This is a genomic window from Streptomyces sp. NPDC057249, from assembly GCF_042669245.1.
Lineage (GTDB): Bacteria > Actinomycetota > Actinomycetes > Streptomycetales > Streptomycetaceae > Streptomyces.
The window spans coordinates 212,050-225,996 of record NZ_JBHUXS010000011.1 but is presented as its reverse complement, the minus strand read 5'-3'; the positions used below and the strand labels follow the sequence as shown (position 1 = coordinate 225,996).

Genomic DNA, 13,947 nt, shown 5'->3' with positions numbered 1-13,947 from the left:
GGGCTCACCGCCGGGTGGGGGCGCCGGGGCGGCCGGCGGCCCGTTCGGCCAGGCGGGTGCTGGAGCGTCCGTCGAGGTAGGGCAGGAGCACCACCTGCCCGCCCCAGCTCTCCACGAGGGCGGTCTCGGGCAGGTCGGTGAGGGCGTAGTCGCCGCCCTTGGCCCAGATGTCCGGGCGCAGTTCGTCCAGGAGGCGTTCGGGGGTGTCCTCGTCGAAGACGGCGACGGCGTCCACGCAGTCGAGCGCCAGCAGGACGCGGACCCGGTCCTCGGCCGGCACGACGGGCCGGCCGCCGCCCTTCCGGCGCCGGACGGAGGCGTCGGAGTTGACGCAGACGACGAGGCAGTCACCGGCCCGGCGGGCGGCCTGGAGGAGTTCGACGTGTCCGGCGTGCAGCAGGTCGAAGCAGCCGCCGGCGGCGACGACGGTGCCGCCCCGTTCGCGGACGCGACGGACGAGTGCGCGGGCGTCTCCTGGCGTGCCGTCCGCCTCGGCGGGTCCCGCGTCCCGGAGCACCGCGTGGGCGCCGCCGCCGGCCACGAAGCGGGCGGCGGCCTCGACGGCCTCGCGGACGGCGAGTTCGACCAGGTCGCCGTCGGCGAGCCGGCCGGCCACCGCGGCGGCGAAGCTGTCCCCGGCGCCGCAGCAGTCGCCGTCGGCCCGCCAGGGTGCGGGCACCAACAGCGGGGGGCCGCCGCGCGACAGCAGGGCGCCGTGCTCGCCGAGGGTCACCGCGACCGAGGCGATCCCCCACTTGTCCAGCAGGGTCCGGGCGTCCGCCGAGGCGTGGCGCAGGACGTCGCGGTGGTCCTCAGGACGCGCCGGGGCGGCGGGCCCGGGGTTCCCGGCGAAGTGGCGCGCCTCGGCCGCGGCGGGGGTGGCGAGCCGGGTGCCGGGGACGGGCGGGCCGCCGGCCGGGTGCGGGTCCCAGACCACCGGAATCCGGGCGGCCCGTGCGGTCAGCGCCGCGCGCAGGACGTCGGCGGTGCCCCGCCCGTAGTCGGCGACGAGCACCGCCCCCGCGTCCGCGAGAGCCTGCTCGGCTTCGGCCGACGGACCGGCGGCGCACCCGTCGCCCTCGTCCAGGCGCAGCAGGGGCCGCCCGTCCGCCATGAGCCTGGTCTTCCGCGACAGGGGCGCGTCGAGCGGGACCTCCACCAGCCGGACCCGGTCCCCCAGCAGGTCCCGCACGGTGTGGGACGCCTCGTCGTCGCCGAGTGCGGTGACGAAGGTGGTCTGCCGCCCGGTGGCCGCGGCGAGGCAGGCCGCCAGGGCCGCTCCGCCGGGCCGGGTGCGCTGTTCGGCGTCGGCGACGACGGGCACGGGCGCGTCGGGGGCGAGCCGTTCGGCGTGGCCCGAGACGTCCTGGTCGAGCAGTGAGTCGCCGACGACGACGAGGGGTGCGGGGCGCTTCACGAGGCGTCCTCCTCGGCGGGGGTGCCCGCCACCGGGCGGGCGGCGGTGCGGGCGGCGATCTCGCGGTCGAAGCTCTCGCAGATCATGTGGACGGCGACGAGGTGGAGTTCCTGCACGGTGGCCGACCCGGCGGCCTCGACGCACAGCGACTCGTCGCTCGTCGCGGAGAGCGGGTTGGGTTCGGGCCCGGTGAGGGACCAGACGGGCATGCCGATGCGCATGGCCTCCTGCGCGGCCTCCAGGAGGTTGGCACTGGCGCCGCTGGTGGACAGGAGCATGAGGATGTCGCCCCGGCGGCCGTGGGCGCAGGTCTGCCGGGCGAACACCTCGTGGACGCCGTAGTCGTTGGCGATCGCCGTGGTCGAGGAGGTGTCGGCGTGCAGGGCGATCGCCGAGTAGGCGGGGCGGTCGTCGCGGTAGCGGCCGACGAGTTCGGCGGTGAGGTGCTGGGCCTGGGCGGCGCTGCCTCCGTTGCCGGCGACGAGCAGCCGGCCGCCGTCGGACAGGACGCGGGCCAGGGTCTTGCCCCAGCGTTCGGTGACGCCGGCGGCGCGGCGGAAGGCGGGGAGGGCGCGGGCGAGGTCGTCGCAGTGCTGGCCGGGAGCGATCAGCTTCATCGTGCCACCTCCGAGGGCTGGGGGGTCCGGACGAATTCGGCGTAGACGCGGGAGACGCCGTCGGTCACCTCGTCCCAGGTGAACCGGGCGAGCGCGTGGGTGCGGCCGGCCGCTCCGTACCGGGCGCGCCGCCCGGGGTCGGCGAGCAGGTCGCGGACGGTGGCGGCGAGGTCGTGGCGCTGGTCGTCGGGCGGCACGAGCGTGCCGGTCACCCCGTCCACGACGGTGTCCAGCTGTCCGCCGACGGCGCTGGCCACCACGGGGACGCCGCAGGCCATCGCCTCGATCGGGACGATGCCGAACGGTTCGTAGCGGGGCAGGGACAGCAGCAGGTCCGCGCTGGACATGAGCGAGGGCATCAGGCCCTGCGGTACGCAGCCGAGGAGCCGGACCCGTTCGGCGACCCCGTATTCGGCGGCGACCTTGCGCAGGCGTTCGGCCTCCGGGTCGGCGAACAGGAGTGGGGCCTCCGGGCCGCCGGCGATGAGGAGTTCGGTGCCGGGGATGCGGGCGAGGGCCTTGATGGCGCGGTCGAAGCCCTTGCGGGGGACGAGGCGGCCGACGGACAGCAGCCGGTGCGGGGCGCCGGGCGGCCGGGCGGCGAGGGGCACCGGGGCGAAGTGCTCGGTGTCGACCCCGCAGGGCACGATGCTGATCCGGGAGCGCGGGATGCCCATGGCGGTCAGCTCGTTGAGCTCGTCCGCACAGGTCGCGATGATCCGGTGGGCCTCGCGGCCGATCCGGGTCTCGATGTCGACGCGCTCGGGCGGGCTGGTGTCCTCGCTGCCCTGGTGACGCTTCTTCACCGTGCCAAGGGCGTGGTAGGTCTGCACGACGGGGACCCCGGCCTCGCGGGCTCCGGCGAGGGCGGCCAGGCCGGACATCCAGAAGTGGGCGTGGACGACGTCGGGGCGGTTGAGCCGCCACAGCCTGGCCAGGTAGGCACCGAAGTCCGGCATCCAGGCGAGCAGGTCGTCCTTCGGCACGGTCGTCGGCGGGCCGGCCGGTACGTGGACGACCTTGACGCCCGATTCGGTCCGCACCAGGGTCGGTCTGTCGGGCCGGTCGCGGCGGGTGTAGACGGTGACGTCGTGTCCCCTGCGGGCCAGGCATGCGGCGAGCTGGGCCACGTACACGTTCTGTCCGCCGGCGTCGGGGCCGCCGAGTTCGGCGAGCGGGCTGGCGTGCTCGGACACCAGGGCGATCCGGGCGGGTCGCGGCATGGGCTGCGTCATCGCGTGACCTCTTTCATGAGTCGGTCCCAGTCGTCCAGGAAGCGCTGGACCCCGTACCTGGCCCGGGCCGCCTCCCGTGCCAGGCGGCCGGTGTGCTCGGCGTGGGCGTGGTCGGCGGCGAAGTGGCGCAGGGCGTGGGCGAGGACCTCGGGCCGGTTGGAGACGACTCCGGCGCCGGACGGCACCGCTTCGCGCACTTCCGTGGTGCCGAGGGCGACCACGGGCATGCCGAGGAACATGGCCTCCAGCAGGGAGAGTCCGAGCGAGGTCCAGCGCACCGGGTGCAGATAGACCCGGCGGCGGGCCATGGCCCGGTGGAGTTCGTCCTGCGGGAGGTCGAAGGTGCGGCACTGTGCCCCGGTGAGGCCGAGGTGGTCTGCTAGCCCCTCCGTACGCATGCCGAAGACGTCCAGCGGGACGGCGGCGGCGAAGGCGGGCAGCAGGTCGGTGCCGGTGGTGCGGGCGCGCCGCACGGGCTCGTTGACGACCACGGCGGCCCGGGGCTCTGTGCCCGTCCACAGGGGTCCCGGGTCGATGATGCCGTGTTCGATGACGCTGGTGGGGGCCCGGCCGCTGTCCCACATCAGACGGTTGAAGTGGGTGACGTGGACGACGGGGACGTCGGACCGGTCGGCGAGCGTGTGCCGGGTGTCCACGGGCGTCTCGTGCGGGCTGTTGTGCTCGACGTACACGGCGGGCACGTCCCGGCCGGGGCGTCTGCCGGTCCACTCGTGGGTGAGCTCGATCTCGTGCGGGCGTTGCAGGACGACGAGGTCGATGTCGGCGTCGCGGAGTTCGGCCGGGGTGCGCTCCTGGACGGACGCGGGCCAGTCCCAGGTGCGGGCGCGGCCGAGGCCGTCGGGGCCCCGGTCGGGGGTGGACGGCACCAGGTAGGTGTGCGGGCCCTGGACGAAGGAGGTCAGCCACGAACCGTGGACGTGCCAGATGAGGATGTTCACGCTCTCTCCTTCCGGAGCTTGTGCACCGCGCTCACCACGTCGTGCGCGGTGACGCCGTCGAGGCAGGGGTGGCCCGGCACCGGACAGTGCAGGGCCCTGGTGTCGGCGCAGGGGGCGCGCTGGTCGCCGAGGAGCACGAAGGGCACTCCGTAGGGCGCCCAGCGCGACGCGGGCACCACGGGCGCGAAGAGCGAGACGACCGGGGTGCCCACGGCGGCGGCGAGGTGGGCGGGTCCGGTGTTGCCGCTGACCACGACGTCCGCGTGGCGCAGCACGCCGGCGAGGGTGCGGGGGCTGGTACGCCCTCCGAGGTCCACGGCCACGTCGCCGCTGACGAGCCGGGTGAGCCCGGTCTCGGCCGGTCCTCCGGTGACGACGACGCGGTGCCCGGCGTCGGCCAGCTCCTGGACGGCCTCGGCATGCCTGTCCGGGTCCCAGGCCCTGGCGGGGGCGCTGGCGCCGGGGTGGACGACGACGTAGGGGCCGTTGCCGGTGAGCGCGGCGGTGTCGGGCGGCGGCAGCACGCGCAGCCGGCCGGGGTCGCCTGCGGGGAGGGCGAAGCCCATGGCGAGGGCGAGGTCGAGGCCGGCCTCGGCCTCGTGCCGGCCGGGGAGCCGCTGGTGGCGCACGTCGAGCAGTCGGCCGGGGTGGTCGACGCTGTCGGCGCCGATCCGGGCCACTCCGGCCATGCGCAGCAGCAGGGCCGCCGGCAGCGGGCTCTGGTGGAACGAGGTCAGCACGAGCGCGGTGTCGTACGTGCCCCGGCGCAGGGTGGTGAGCAGGCCGGGGACGTCCGCCTCGTCCACGGGCGGCGGGTCGGTGCCTTCCCAGGGCGCCTGCCAGACGACGACCTCGTCGACGCCGGGGAGCAGCCGGGCGGCGGGTTCGCCCAGCGGCCCGCAGACCATGGTGAGGTGCGCGGCGTGCGCGGCGACCGCCCGGACGGCGGGCCCGGCGAGCAGCACGTCACCGAAGCTGTCGAGTCGTACGACGAGGGCCCTCATGCGGTCCGCCCCCGCACGTGTGCGGCCGTCCCGGCGGGGTGCGGGCGGGCGAGGAGCCGGCGGACGGCGGTGAGGAGGTCGGGCGCGGGGTCCGTCTCCGCCCGGGTCTCCTCGGGCCGCGTTCGCGCGTTCGGTACGAGGATGCCTTCGGCGCCGGCGGCCCGGGCGGCGAGCACGTCCGCCGCGATGTCGCCGATGACGGCGCAGTCGCCGGGGCGGACGCCGAGCCGTCCGGCGGCCTCGATCACCAGGCCGGGCCGGGGCTTGCGGCAGGGGCAGCCCTCGTCGGGGCGGTGCGGGCAGTAGACCCAGACGCCGAAGGGGCCGGTCAGCTCGTCCACGCGGGCGTTGACCCGGCGGACCTCCTCGTGGGTGAGCAGTCCGCGTCCGATGCCGGACTGGTTGCTGACGACACCGGTGCGTATGCCGGCCTCGCGCAGCAGCCGTACGGCGTCGGCGGCCCCGGTCACCGGCCTGACCAGGTCCGGGTCGCCGTTGTACGGGACGTCGTGGACGAGGGTGCCGTCCCGGTCGAAGAGCACGGCGGCCGGCCGGGCGAGCGGCGGCCCGCCGGGCGGCGCGGTGCGGCAGGGCTGGGAGCTCATCCGGTGCCTCCCCAGGCGGTGGCCCGACGGTGGCGTATGCCGCCCAGGCCCCGGTGCAGTACGGCCAGGGGCGGGATGACCACGCTGGTGACGAGCATGGTGGCGGCCTCGGCCCCGGTCCGGGGCCCCGGTGCGATGCGTGCCCAGGCGAACTCGGCGGTCCCGGCGGCCCACAGCGCGCCCGCGGCCGCGGCCGCCCGGCGTCGTCCGGACAGGGCCAGCGCGGCGGCGGCCAGTCCGGCGGCGGTGACGGCGAGGTGGCCGGGCAGCCGGCCCCGGGGGGCGTCGGCCCTGGTCCACCAGTCCGGTCCGTGGAGGCGGTTCATCAGGGCGTCGTCCGCGTTGCCGCGCTGGGTGCGCACGGAGACCCAGCGGTCGGCGGGGCGGACGGGGTGCAGGGTGGAGCGGGTGCCCCGGGCCAGCGTCCAGCCGCCGCTCATCAGGCGCAGGGCGAGGTCGGCGTCCTCCCGGAAGGCGCGCGGGAAGCGCTCGTCGAACCCGCCGGCCCGGCGCACGGTCTCCGTGCGGTAGGCCATGTCGGCGGTGGCCCAGGCGGCGTCCGCCAGGCCGGCCGTACAGCGCTCCCAGTCGGTGGGCCTGCGGTCGTCGGGCAGCGGGACGGTCAGCCGGCCCTGCACCCCGGCCGTCCCGGGGCCGGCCTGTCCCAGGTCGTGGGCGAGGAGCGCACCCCAGCCGGGGCGCACCTGGACGTCGTCGTCCAGGAAGACCACCCAGGGCGTGGTGACCTCGCGCAGCCCGGCGTTGCGGGCCGCCGCGGGGCCCCGGCCGCCCGTGGCCAGGACCGTGACGCGGTCCGCGAGCGGCCCGGCCGGGGTGAGGTCGAGCGGGGTGTCCGGGGCGGGCCGGTCGTCCACGAGGAAGATCGCGTGCGGCGGGGGGACGGCTGCCTCGGCGAGGGCGCGGAGGCAGGAGCCGAGGCAGCGGCGGCCGATGGTGGGGACGACCACGGAGTACGGTTCGGCACCCGGCAGGTCCCGGTGCCCGTCCGGCGCGGCGGTCGTCACGCGCGGTTCCGCGTCTCCGGCGGTCATGTGAACGCCTTCGACCGGCGGACGATGAACGGCCCGATGGCCAGCAGGTCGACGGGCGCGGACCCGAAGCACTCCAGCGCCTCGCGCGGGTGGTCGACCATGGGCCGGCCGGCGGTGTTGAGGCTGGTGTTGACCACGACCGGGAGCCCGGTGCGCTCCTCGAACGCCGTGAGCATCCGGGCGACCAGCGGTTCCGAGGCCGGGTCCACGGTCTGGATGCGCGCGGTGCCGTCCACGTGGACGACGGCGGGGATGCGGGGCTTCCACTCCTCGGCGACCTCGTGCACGAAGAGCATGTACGGGCTGGGCATCGGTCCGTCGAAGAGTTCGGCCGCCCGTTCGGCCAGCACCATGGGCGCCACCGGGCGGAACTCCTCGCGCCCCTTGACCGCGTTGAGCCGTTCCAGGTTCTCGGCGCGCCCGGGGTGGGCGAGCAGGGAGCGGTGGCCGAGCGCCCGGGGGCCGAATTCGCTGCGCCCCTGGAACCAGGCGACGACGCCGTCCTGCGCCAGCTCCTCGGCGACGGCCGCGGCGACGTCCTCGGGCTCCTCGAAGGGCAGGGCCGCGGTTTCGAGCATGCGGCGCAGTTCGTCGTCGCTCCAGCCCCGGCCGAGGGCGGCGGTGGTCATCGGGGTGACCGGGCCGTGCTCGGCGGAGACGTGGAGGGCGGCGCCCAGCGAGGTGCCGGCGTCGCCGGCGGCGGGCTGGACCCAGACCTCGTCGAAGGGTCCCTCGCGGTGGACGCGGGCGTTGGCCACGCAGTTGAGGGCGACGCCGCCGGCGAGCGCGAGGCGGGTGGCGCCGGTGCGTTCGTGCAGCCAGGAGGCCAGCTGGAGGACGGTCTCCTCCAGGCACCGCTGGGCGCTGGCCGCGAGGTCCGCGTGCTGTTCGGTGTAGGGGCCGCCCGGCCGGCGCGCCGGTGCGAACTCGCTCCACGGGACACCGGAGGCGCGGAAGCCGCCGCCGTCGGTGTGGTGGACGTACTCGGCGAGCCGCTGGGCGAAGACCGGCTTCCCGTAGGAGGCGAGGGCCATCACCTTGAACTCGTCGCTGCTGCGCAGGAATCCGAGGTGCGCGGTCAGCTCCTCGTAGAACAGGCCGAGCGATTCGGGCAGCGGCTGGGTGCTGAGGATCTCCAGGGCGCCGCCCGTGTAGTGGCCGGCGAGCTGGGAGGCGCACTCGCCGCGCCCGTCCAGGACGAGGACCGCGCGGTCGCCCGGTGGGGCGGCGAGCCCGGCGGAGGCGGCGTGGGCGACGTGGTGGGGGACGAAGCGGACCTTGTCCGGGTCGAGGCCGGGCAGGGCCTCGGCGAGGAATTCGGGGGCGCGCCGGGCGTAGGTCTGGCGCAGCTCGTCCCAGGGGTCGTTCAGGCCCATCTGCTCGGCGGGGCGGGCCAGTCCGGGGTCGTACGAGTAGGCGACCGCGTCCAGGTCGGCGGCATCCAGACCGGCGCTCTCCAGGCACCACCGGGCGGACAGCTCGGGCAGTTCCCAGGCGGAGAACGGCACGGGGCGCTTGCCGTGCTTGCGGCGGCTGAAGCGTTCCTCCTCGGCAGCGGCGACGGTCTTCCCGTCGATGACCAGAGCGGCCGAAGGGTCGTGGAAAAGGGCGTTGATTCCGAGCACGCGCATGCGCTGGGCTCCTTCAGGATTCGCGGGCCGGGAAAGCGGCGTGGGAATCGTCCGGCGTACCGGGGAGCGAGGCGAAGAACGCGATGGTGCGTTCCAGGCCCTCTTCCCAGGAGACGCGGGGTTCCCAGCCGAACATCTCCCGCACCAGGGTGGTGTCGGGACGCCGCCGCTCGGGGTCGTCCACGGGCCGGTCGATGTAGTCGATCCGGCTGGCGGAGCTGGTCAGTTTGACGATCCGCCGGGCGATTTCCCGGACGGTCGTCTCGTCGCTCCCGCCGATGTTCACCGGCCGCACGGATTTGCTCGCGGCGACACTCAGTACGCCGTCGACGGTGTCGTCCACATAACACAGGGACCTTGTCTGGCTGCCGTCGCCGGCGACGGTGAGCGGTTCTCCGGCGAGTGCCTGGCTGATGAAGGTCGGCACGGCGCGGCCGTCATGGGCGCGCATGCGGGGGCCGTACGTGTTGAACAGCCGCACGATTCCGGCATTCGTGCCCTTCGCGGCGGCGTGCGCGGTCACCAGCGCCTCGGAGAACCGTTTCGATTCGTCGTACACGCTGCGCGGGCCCACGGGGTTCACGTTGCCCCAGTAGTCCTCGCGCTGCGGGTGCACCAGCGGGTCGCCGTAGACCTCGGAGGTGGAGGCGAGGAGCAGGCGCGCCCCGTCCCGGGCGGCGATGCCGAGCATGTTGCGGGTGCCGAGACTGCCGACGTCCAGCGTTTCCAACGGCATGCGCAGATAGTCGGCGGGTGAGGCGGGGCAGGCGAAATGCAGCACCAGGTCGTAGGGGCCGCGCAATTCGCTTGCGCAGGAGGCGTCGGAGATATCCAGCGGAAAGAACCGGAACGCTCTGTCCTCTTCCAGGTGCGCGATGTTCCGCAGTGCCCCGGAGGCGAGGTTGTCGGCGCAGTCGACCGTCACTCCCCCGGCCAGCAGGCGTTCACACAGATGTGAGCCGAGAAAGCCGGCTCCGCCTGTGACCAGGGCGTGCCGCCAGGGAAACCGGTCGGGTTCCGAGGACACCATGTATCCCATCTCCTTTCAGAGATCCGGACGTTCCTGAACGCACGGGCTCGGGCCGCTGTTGCGCGGCGGTCCGTCCCGGCGGCGCGGAGCCGCGTTCCTGCCATTCGCTTCTCCCCCTGGATCTTTCCTGAGTAATCCATCCGCGCATCTTCGGGACTACCGTTGGAATGAATCCGGGAACAGGAGGCGATCATGGGGCAGAGCCTGGACGGTGTTCTCGACCCGCTCCTGCGTCCGCGCAGTGCGACGGGACGTGTGCTGGTCACCGGGTGGTTCAGCTTCCCGGACGGCGAGGTCACCGCCGGTGACTTCCTCGCGGAGCGGGCGGTGGCCGACGCGCTGGGCCGTTTGGGTGTCCCGCACGACTCCGCGTGGAGCCCGCACTTCGCCCCGGGCGCCCTCACCCTGGAGGCGGCGCGCCCCGAACGGTACGAGCAGGTGCTCTTCGTCTGCGGCCCGGTGCACGGGGCCCAGCTCACCCGGCTGCACGAGCGCTATGCCTCGTGCCGGCGGACCGCCGTCGGGGTGAGCGTGGTGGACGGGGAGTCCCCGGCGGTGCGCGGGTTCGACCGGATCGTAGCCCGCGACCGCGACGGCCAGGGCCTCCTGGCCGATCTGGCGCTCTCCGCGCGGACCCGGCCGGACCGGCCCGTGGTGGGTGTCGCCCTCACGCACGGCCAGGGGGAGTACGGGCGGCGGCGCGAGCACGACCGGGTCGCCGAGACGCTGTACGGCTGGCTGCCCACCAAGGACTGCGCGCCGGTGGAGGCGGAGACCCGGCTGGCCCGTGGCGACTGGCGGCTGTGCCGGACCGGCGACCAGTTCCTCTCCCTGCTCGGCCGGCTCGACCTCGTGGTCACGGACCGCCTGCACGGGATGGTCCTGGCGCTGAGCACGGGCGTACCGGCCCTGGTGGTGGACCCGGTACGCGGCGGGGCCAAGGTGTCCGCGCAGGCGAGGGTGGTGCGCTGGCCCGCGGTGATCCCGGGCGAGGCGCTGACCGCGCGGGCGCTCGACTCGTGGTGGACGTGGTGCCTGTCCCCCGCCGGCAGGGCGGCCGCCGAGCGCCGGCGCTCACTGTTCCGCTGACGGACGCCGCGTCAGTTCTGCTGGCCGATCGGCCGGACCACCAGCGTGTTCACGTCCACGCCGGGCGGCTGCGCGATCGCCCAGACGAGCGTCTCCACCAACTCCTCGGCGGAGATCATCGGACCGGCCGCCGCCGCACCGCCGGGACGCTCGTCCCAGAACGGGGTGAGGACGCGTCCCGGTGCGATCAGTGTCGTACCGACGCCGTACCCGGTGGTCAGCATGCGGACGTTCTCCGCGAGACCGGTCACCGCCCACTTGGTCATCGAGTACAGGTTGCCGGGCGTGTTCTTGTACCCGGCCACACTGCCGATGAGCACGATTCGCCCCCGCGACTCCTTCAGCGCCGGGAGCGCCGCCCGTACGAGCAGCGCGGGCCCCAGCACGTTCGTCAGGACCATGCCGCGCCACTTCTCGGGGTCGCCGGTCTCGACGTGGGCGTCGGCCGAGTACCCGGCGTTGGCGATGGCGTGGTCGAGCCGGCCGAACGTGCGCACCGTCTCCTCGACCGCCGCCGACACGTGCGCCCAGTCCCCGGCGTCCCCCTCGAAGGTCAGCAGCCGCTCCCCCGCGTCCGCCTCCTCGGCCAGCACGGCGAGTTTTTCCGCGCTGCGCCCGGTCGCGGCGACCCGGTGCCCGAGGCCGAGGAGCCTGCGTACGCTCGCCGCCCCGATGCCGCTGGAGCCGCCGGTGATGAAGGTGACGGGCGCCCCGGCGTCCCGCGTGGTGGTGGTGTCGCCGCTGGTCATGTTCTCCCCGTGTCCGTGCCGTGCCGCGCCCGTCGGCGTGCCGCCGTCGTCGTCGCGTCCGACGCTAGATCGCCGGGGACGTGCGCGTCCACCGACGGGCCGGGCGGCTACCAGCCGCGACGCGGTTGCACCGGGCCGAGTTTCGCGGTGAGTGCCGCGAGGAAGACCGGGAGTCTGTCGACCATCGCCTTGGGGACCGGTGTGGACTGGACGGTGCCCTTGCTCACGTCCTCCACCACCAGGGTGTAGGTGCCGTTGTCCTCGATGAGTTCGGCGGCGAACAGCAGTGTCTGCGTCGAGGTCTCCATCAGTGCTCCCCCGAGCGCTCGTTGAGCCAGGCCGACCACATGTCGGTGGCCCGTTGTCCGTCGGCGTCCTCGGCGAACAGGTGGTGGCCGAGCCAGATCGGTACGTTCCAGGTACTGCCGTTGAAGAACCGGTACAGGGCGTCCGGGCCGCGCAGGCCGAGGAAGTCGGCGCTGAGCCAGTCGACGGCCACCTCCACCGGCTCGGGTCCCAGAAGCGTGAACCGGTCACCGACGGACGCGTCGTCCGGGACGCCGAGGCGGCGGCGCAGGGCCGCGAAGTCGGCCGGGTCGCCGGTCGGTTCGGGGCGGTGGGCCCGTACGTACACGGCGGGGCGGCCGGCGAAGTGGCGCAGGTATTCCGTCAGGGCGTGCTGGTGGAAGTCGACGTACTTCTCGGCCACGTCCGTCTTGGCGTCCCAGTTCCAGGCGTCGTCCACGACGCCCGTGTGCACCCAGTGGATGCCCATGCGCAGGTGGCTCGTGCCGCCCTCGGCCGGCTCGACGCGGTAGCTGAGCGTGTTGGAGAACCCGCCGTCCTGTGTGGCCCGCAGCGCGAGGTGGTGCGGCGGCTCCCAGGCCACCACGGTGGCGTCGCCCCGGGTGACCTTTCCGCCGACGCGCGGTTCGATCTCCATCGGGTAGAGCCAGCCGAGGTTCCCGGCGGCGGTGGCGACGGCGTTCCACACCTGCTGGGGTGCGGCGGGCAGGTCCTGTTGCCTGCGGACTCGGAATTCTCGGGCCATGGGCGGTGCTGCTCCTTCGTCGTCGTTCATGGTCGGCAGGTGAGCGGGAGGGCCCGCAGCCTTCGTTGCAGCGGGTTGGGCCGCCAGTCCAGCTCGGCCCCCTCGGCCTGCCGCAGCCCCGGCAGCCGGCGCACCAGCGTGCCGACGGCCACCTCCGTCTGGAGGCGGGCGAGGGGGCCGCCCAGGCAGAAGTGCGGGCCGTGGCCGAAGCTGAGGTGGCGGTTGCCGGCGCGGGTCAGGTCGAGCCGGTCGGGGTCCTCGAAGCGTTCGGGGTCGCGGTTGGTGGCGCCGAGGAAGAGGTACGCCAACTCGCCCTCGCGCAGGGTTCGTCCGCCGATCTCCAGGTCCTCCGCGACGACCCTGACGATCGCCTGGGTCACCGTGTCGTAGCGGGCCAGCTCCTCGACGGCGCCGCGCATGAGACCCGGGTCCTCGCGCAGCCGGGCCAGTTGGTCCGGGTGGCGCAGCAGGGCGAGCACGGCGTTGGTGATGAGGTGCGTGGTGGTCTCGTCGCCCGCAGTGATGAGGACGAAGCAGGTGGAGAGCAGTTCGGAGTCGGTGAGCCGGTCGTCGTGCGTCTGGGTGGCGACCAGGGCGCTGATCAGGTCGTCGCCGGGGTCGCGCCGGCGCTGCCGGATGAGGCCGGACAGGTAGTCCTCGTACTCGTCGATGGCCTTCTCGGACGCGGCGATGTCCTCGCTGAGCCGGCCGAAGCGGCTGAACCAGCCCTTGACCCGCGGCCGGTCCTCCTCGGGGATGCCGAAGAGCTCGCAGACCACGGACATGGGCAGCGGGGAGGCGACCGCCTCGATCAGCTCCATCTCCGGCCCGGCGGCGACCGCCGCGTCGATGAGCCGGTCCACGAGGTGCTGGACGCGGTCGCGCAGGGCCTCGACGCGGCGGGCGGTGAACGCCCGGTTGGCGAGTTTGCGCAGCCGGGCGTGGTCCGGCGGGTCGGTGTTGCTCATCACCCGGCCGAGTCGGTCGGTGAGCCGGCTGAATTCCTTGAGGTCGCCGCCCAGCGCGCTGTAGGCCCGGGTCATCCTGTCCCGGTCGTTGGAGAGCCGCGGGTCGCCCAGCGCCGCCTCGACGTCGGCGTACCGGGTGAGGTACCAGACGCCCTGGGGGGTGCGGTGGACCGGGTCCTCGCGCCGCATGCGGGCGTAGAGCGGGTAGGGGTCGCGCCGGGCCTCGGGGGTGAGCAGGGCGGCGCCGAGGTCGTGGACCGGGGCGGGGCCCGCGGTGTCGCGGGCCCCGGCCGGGGTTTCGGTGGTGGTCATGTCGGCCGCGTTACCGCTGGGCGTCCATGGCGTCGGCGAGGCTCTTGGGCCGCATGTCGGTCCAGTTCCGCTCGATGTGCTCCAGGCAGGCGGCGTGGGTGTCGGGGCCGTGGGCGACGGTCCAGCCGGCGGGGACGTCGGCGAACTGCGGCCAGAGCGAGTGCTGGTTCTCGTCGTTGACGAGGACGAGGAAGGTGCCGTCCTGGTCGTCGAAGGGGTTGGTCATGG

The 13,947-nt window shown here is 74.5% G+C and carries 15 protein-coding genes; 1 reads left to right on the top strand and 14 read right to left on the bottom strand.

Annotation, left to right across the window (positions count from 1 at the left end):
* Nucleotides 1–4: 4 nt before the first annotated feature.
* The 9 genes from rfaE2 to ACFUJY_RS21935 are packed head-to-tail and all read right to left on the bottom strand — an operon-like array spanning nucleotide 5 to nucleotide 9,550.
* The gene (gene rfaE2, locus ACFUJY_RS21975; protein ID WP_383302161.1) at nucleotides 5–1,417 is read right to left on the bottom strand and encodes a D-glycero-beta-D-manno-heptose 1-phosphate adenylyltransferase; all 1,413 of its coding nucleotides are present in this window, start codon (nucleotides 1,415–1,417) and stop codon (nucleotides 5–7) included.
* Complete coding sequence (locus tag ACFUJY_RS21970; protein WP_383302158.1) at nucleotides 1,414–2,034, bottom strand: SIS domain-containing protein; 621 nt, start codon at nucleotides 2,032–2,034, stop codon at nucleotides 1,414–1,416. Before ACFUJY_RS21970 ends, rfaE2 begins: the two co-directional genes overlap by 4 nt.
* Nucleotides 2,031–3,269 (bottom strand): glycosyltransferase, encoded by a 1,239-nt coding sequence (locus tag ACFUJY_RS21965; RefSeq protein WP_383302155.1) that lies wholly within the window; start codon nucleotides 3,267–3,269, stop codon nucleotides 2,031–2,033. The genes ACFUJY_RS21970 and ACFUJY_RS21965 overlap by 4 nt, the downstream gene beginning before the upstream one ends.
* Nucleotides 3,266–4,228 (bottom strand): glycosyltransferase, encoded by a 963-nt coding sequence (locus ACFUJY_RS21960; RefSeq protein ID WP_383302152.1) that lies wholly within the window; start codon nucleotides 4,226–4,228, stop codon nucleotides 3,266–3,268. The genes ACFUJY_RS21965 and ACFUJY_RS21960 overlap by 4 nt, the downstream gene beginning before the upstream one ends.
* Nucleotides 4,225–5,232 carry a glycosyltransferase family 9 protein gene (locus ACFUJY_RS21955; protein WP_383302149.1) on the bottom strand — a complete coding sequence of 336 codons (1,008 nt, stop codon included), beginning with the start codon at nucleotides 5,230–5,232 and terminating at the stop codon, nucleotides 4,225–4,227. The genes ACFUJY_RS21960 and ACFUJY_RS21955 overlap by 4 nt, the downstream gene beginning before the upstream one ends.
* Nucleotides 5,229–5,837 carry a D-glycero-alpha-D-manno-heptose-1,7-bisphosphate 7-phosphatase gene (locus tag ACFUJY_RS21950; RefSeq protein ID WP_383302146.1) on the bottom strand — a complete coding sequence of 203 codons (609 nt, stop codon included), beginning with the start codon at nucleotides 5,835–5,837 and terminating at the stop codon, nucleotides 5,229–5,231. Before ACFUJY_RS21950 ends, ACFUJY_RS21955 begins: the two co-directional genes overlap by 4 nt.
* A complete protein-coding gene (locus ACFUJY_RS21945) occupies nucleotides 5,834–6,889 on the bottom strand; it encodes a glycosyltransferase family 2 protein (protein WP_383302143.1) in 1,056 nt (351 codons plus the stop codon). The genes ACFUJY_RS21950 and ACFUJY_RS21945 overlap by 4 nt, the downstream gene beginning before the upstream one ends.
* Nucleotides 6,886–8,520: a carbamoyltransferase gene (locus ACFUJY_RS21940; RefSeq protein WP_383302140.1), complete on the bottom strand. Its 1,635-nt coding sequence runs from the start codon at nucleotides 8,518–8,520 to the stop codon at nucleotides 6,886–6,888. Before ACFUJY_RS21940 ends, ACFUJY_RS21945 begins: the two co-directional genes overlap by 4 nt.
* Nucleotides 8,521–8,533: 13 nt before the next feature.
* Nucleotides 8,534–9,550, bottom strand: a complete 1,017-nt coding sequence (locus tag ACFUJY_RS21935) for an NAD-dependent epimerase/dehydratase family protein (RefSeq protein ID WP_383302137.1) — start codon at nucleotides 9,548–9,550, stop codon at nucleotides 8,534–8,536.
* 192 nt (nucleotides 9,551–9,742) lie between these two features.
* Here ACFUJY_RS21935 and ACFUJY_RS21930 point away from each other — a divergent pair, with 192 nt between their 5' ends.
* Entirely contained in the window at nucleotides 9,743–10,639 is an 897-nt protein-coding gene (locus tag ACFUJY_RS21930; RefSeq protein ID WP_383302135.1) for a polysaccharide pyruvyl transferase family protein, read from the top strand.
* An 11-nt stretch (nucleotides 10,640–10,650) separates the two neighbouring features.
* Here the strand turns inward: ACFUJY_RS21930 and ACFUJY_RS21925 are convergent, their stop codons facing one another.
* From ACFUJY_RS21925 to ACFUJY_RS21905, 5 genes are all read right to left on the bottom strand, one after another.
* Nucleotides 10,651–11,388, bottom strand: a complete 738-nt coding sequence (locus ACFUJY_RS21925; protein ID WP_383302132.1) for an SDR family oxidoreductase — start codon at nucleotides 11,386–11,388, stop codon at nucleotides 10,651–10,653.
* 107 nt (nucleotides 11,389–11,495) lie between these two features.
* Complete coding sequence (locus tag ACFUJY_RS21920) at nucleotides 11,496–11,696, bottom strand: hypothetical protein (protein ID WP_383302130.1); 201 nt, start codon at nucleotides 11,694–11,696, stop codon at nucleotides 11,496–11,498.
* On the bottom strand, nucleotides 11,696–12,439 hold the full coding sequence (locus tag ACFUJY_RS21915; RefSeq protein ID WP_383302127.1) for an SRPBCC domain-containing protein: 744 nt from the start codon (nucleotides 12,437–12,439) through the stop codon (nucleotides 11,696–11,698). The genes ACFUJY_RS21920 and ACFUJY_RS21915 overlap by 1 nt, the downstream gene beginning before the upstream one ends.
* 26 nt (nucleotides 12,440–12,465) lie before the next feature.
* Nucleotides 12,466–13,719 (bottom strand): cytochrome P450, encoded by a 1,254-nt coding sequence (locus ACFUJY_RS21910; RefSeq protein WP_383302124.1) that lies wholly within the window; start codon nucleotides 13,717–13,719, stop codon nucleotides 12,466–12,468.
* 10 nt (nucleotides 13,720–13,729) lie between these two features.
* Entirely contained in the window at nucleotides 13,730–13,945 is a 216-nt protein-coding gene (locus ACFUJY_RS21905) for an MbtH family protein (RefSeq protein ID WP_164398960.1), read from the bottom strand.
* Between the last annotated feature and the right edge of the window lie 2 nt (nucleotides 13,946–13,947).

Excerpts from the sequence above, each read along its gene's own strand:
- ACFUJY_RS21930 (WP_383302135.1), top strand. The coding sequence starts at position 9,743 with ATGGGGCAGAGCCTGGACGGTGTTCTCGACCCGCTCCTGCGTCCGCGC.
- ACFUJY_RS21945 (WP_383302143.1), bottom strand. The coding sequence starts at position 6,889 with ATGACCGCCGGAGACGCGGAACCGCGCGTGACGACCGCCGCGCCGGAC.
- ACFUJY_RS21925 (WP_383302132.1), bottom strand. The coding sequence starts at position 11,388 with ATGACCAGCGGCGACACCACCACCACGCGGGACGCCGGGGCGCCCGTC.
- ACFUJY_RS21915 (WP_383302127.1), bottom strand. The coding sequence starts at position 12,439 with ATGGCCCGAGAATTCCGAGTCCGCAGGCAACAGGACCTGCCCGCCGCA.
- ACFUJY_RS21955 (WP_383302149.1), bottom strand. The coding sequence starts at position 5,232 with ATGAGGGCCCTCGTCGTACGACTCGACAGCTTCGGTGACGTGCTGCTC.
- ACFUJY_RS21910 (WP_383302124.1), bottom strand. The coding sequence starts at position 13,719 with ATGACCACCACCGAAACCCCGGCCGGGGCCCGCGACACCGCGGGCCCC.
- ACFUJY_RS21965 (WP_383302155.1), bottom strand. The coding sequence starts at position 3,269 with ATGACGCAGCCCATGCCGCGACCCGCCCGGATCGCCCTGGTGTCCGAG.
- ACFUJY_RS21935 (WP_383302137.1), bottom strand. The coding sequence starts at position 9,550 with ATGGTGTCCTCGGAACCCGACCGGTTTCCCTGGCGGCACGCCCTGGTC.
- ACFUJY_RS21970 (WP_383302158.1), bottom strand. The coding sequence starts at position 2,034 with ATGAAGCTGATCGCTCCCGGCCAGCACTGCGACGACCTCGCCCGCGCC.
- ACFUJY_RS21905 (WP_164398960.1), bottom strand. The coding sequence starts at position 13,945 with ATGACCAACCCCTTCGACGACCAGGACGGCACCTTCCTCGTCCTCGTC.
- ACFUJY_RS21950 (WP_383302146.1), bottom strand. The coding sequence starts at position 5,837 with ATGAGCTCCCAGCCCTGCCGCACCGCGCCGCCCGGCGGGCCGCCGCTC.
- ACFUJY_RS21920 (WP_383302130.1), bottom strand. The coding sequence starts at position 11,696 with ATGGAGACCTCGACGCAGACACTGCTGTTCGCCGCCGAACTCATCGAG.
- ACFUJY_RS21940 (WP_383302140.1), bottom strand. The coding sequence starts at position 8,520 with ATGCGCGTGCTCGGAATCAACGCCCTTTTCCACGACCCTTCGGCCGCT.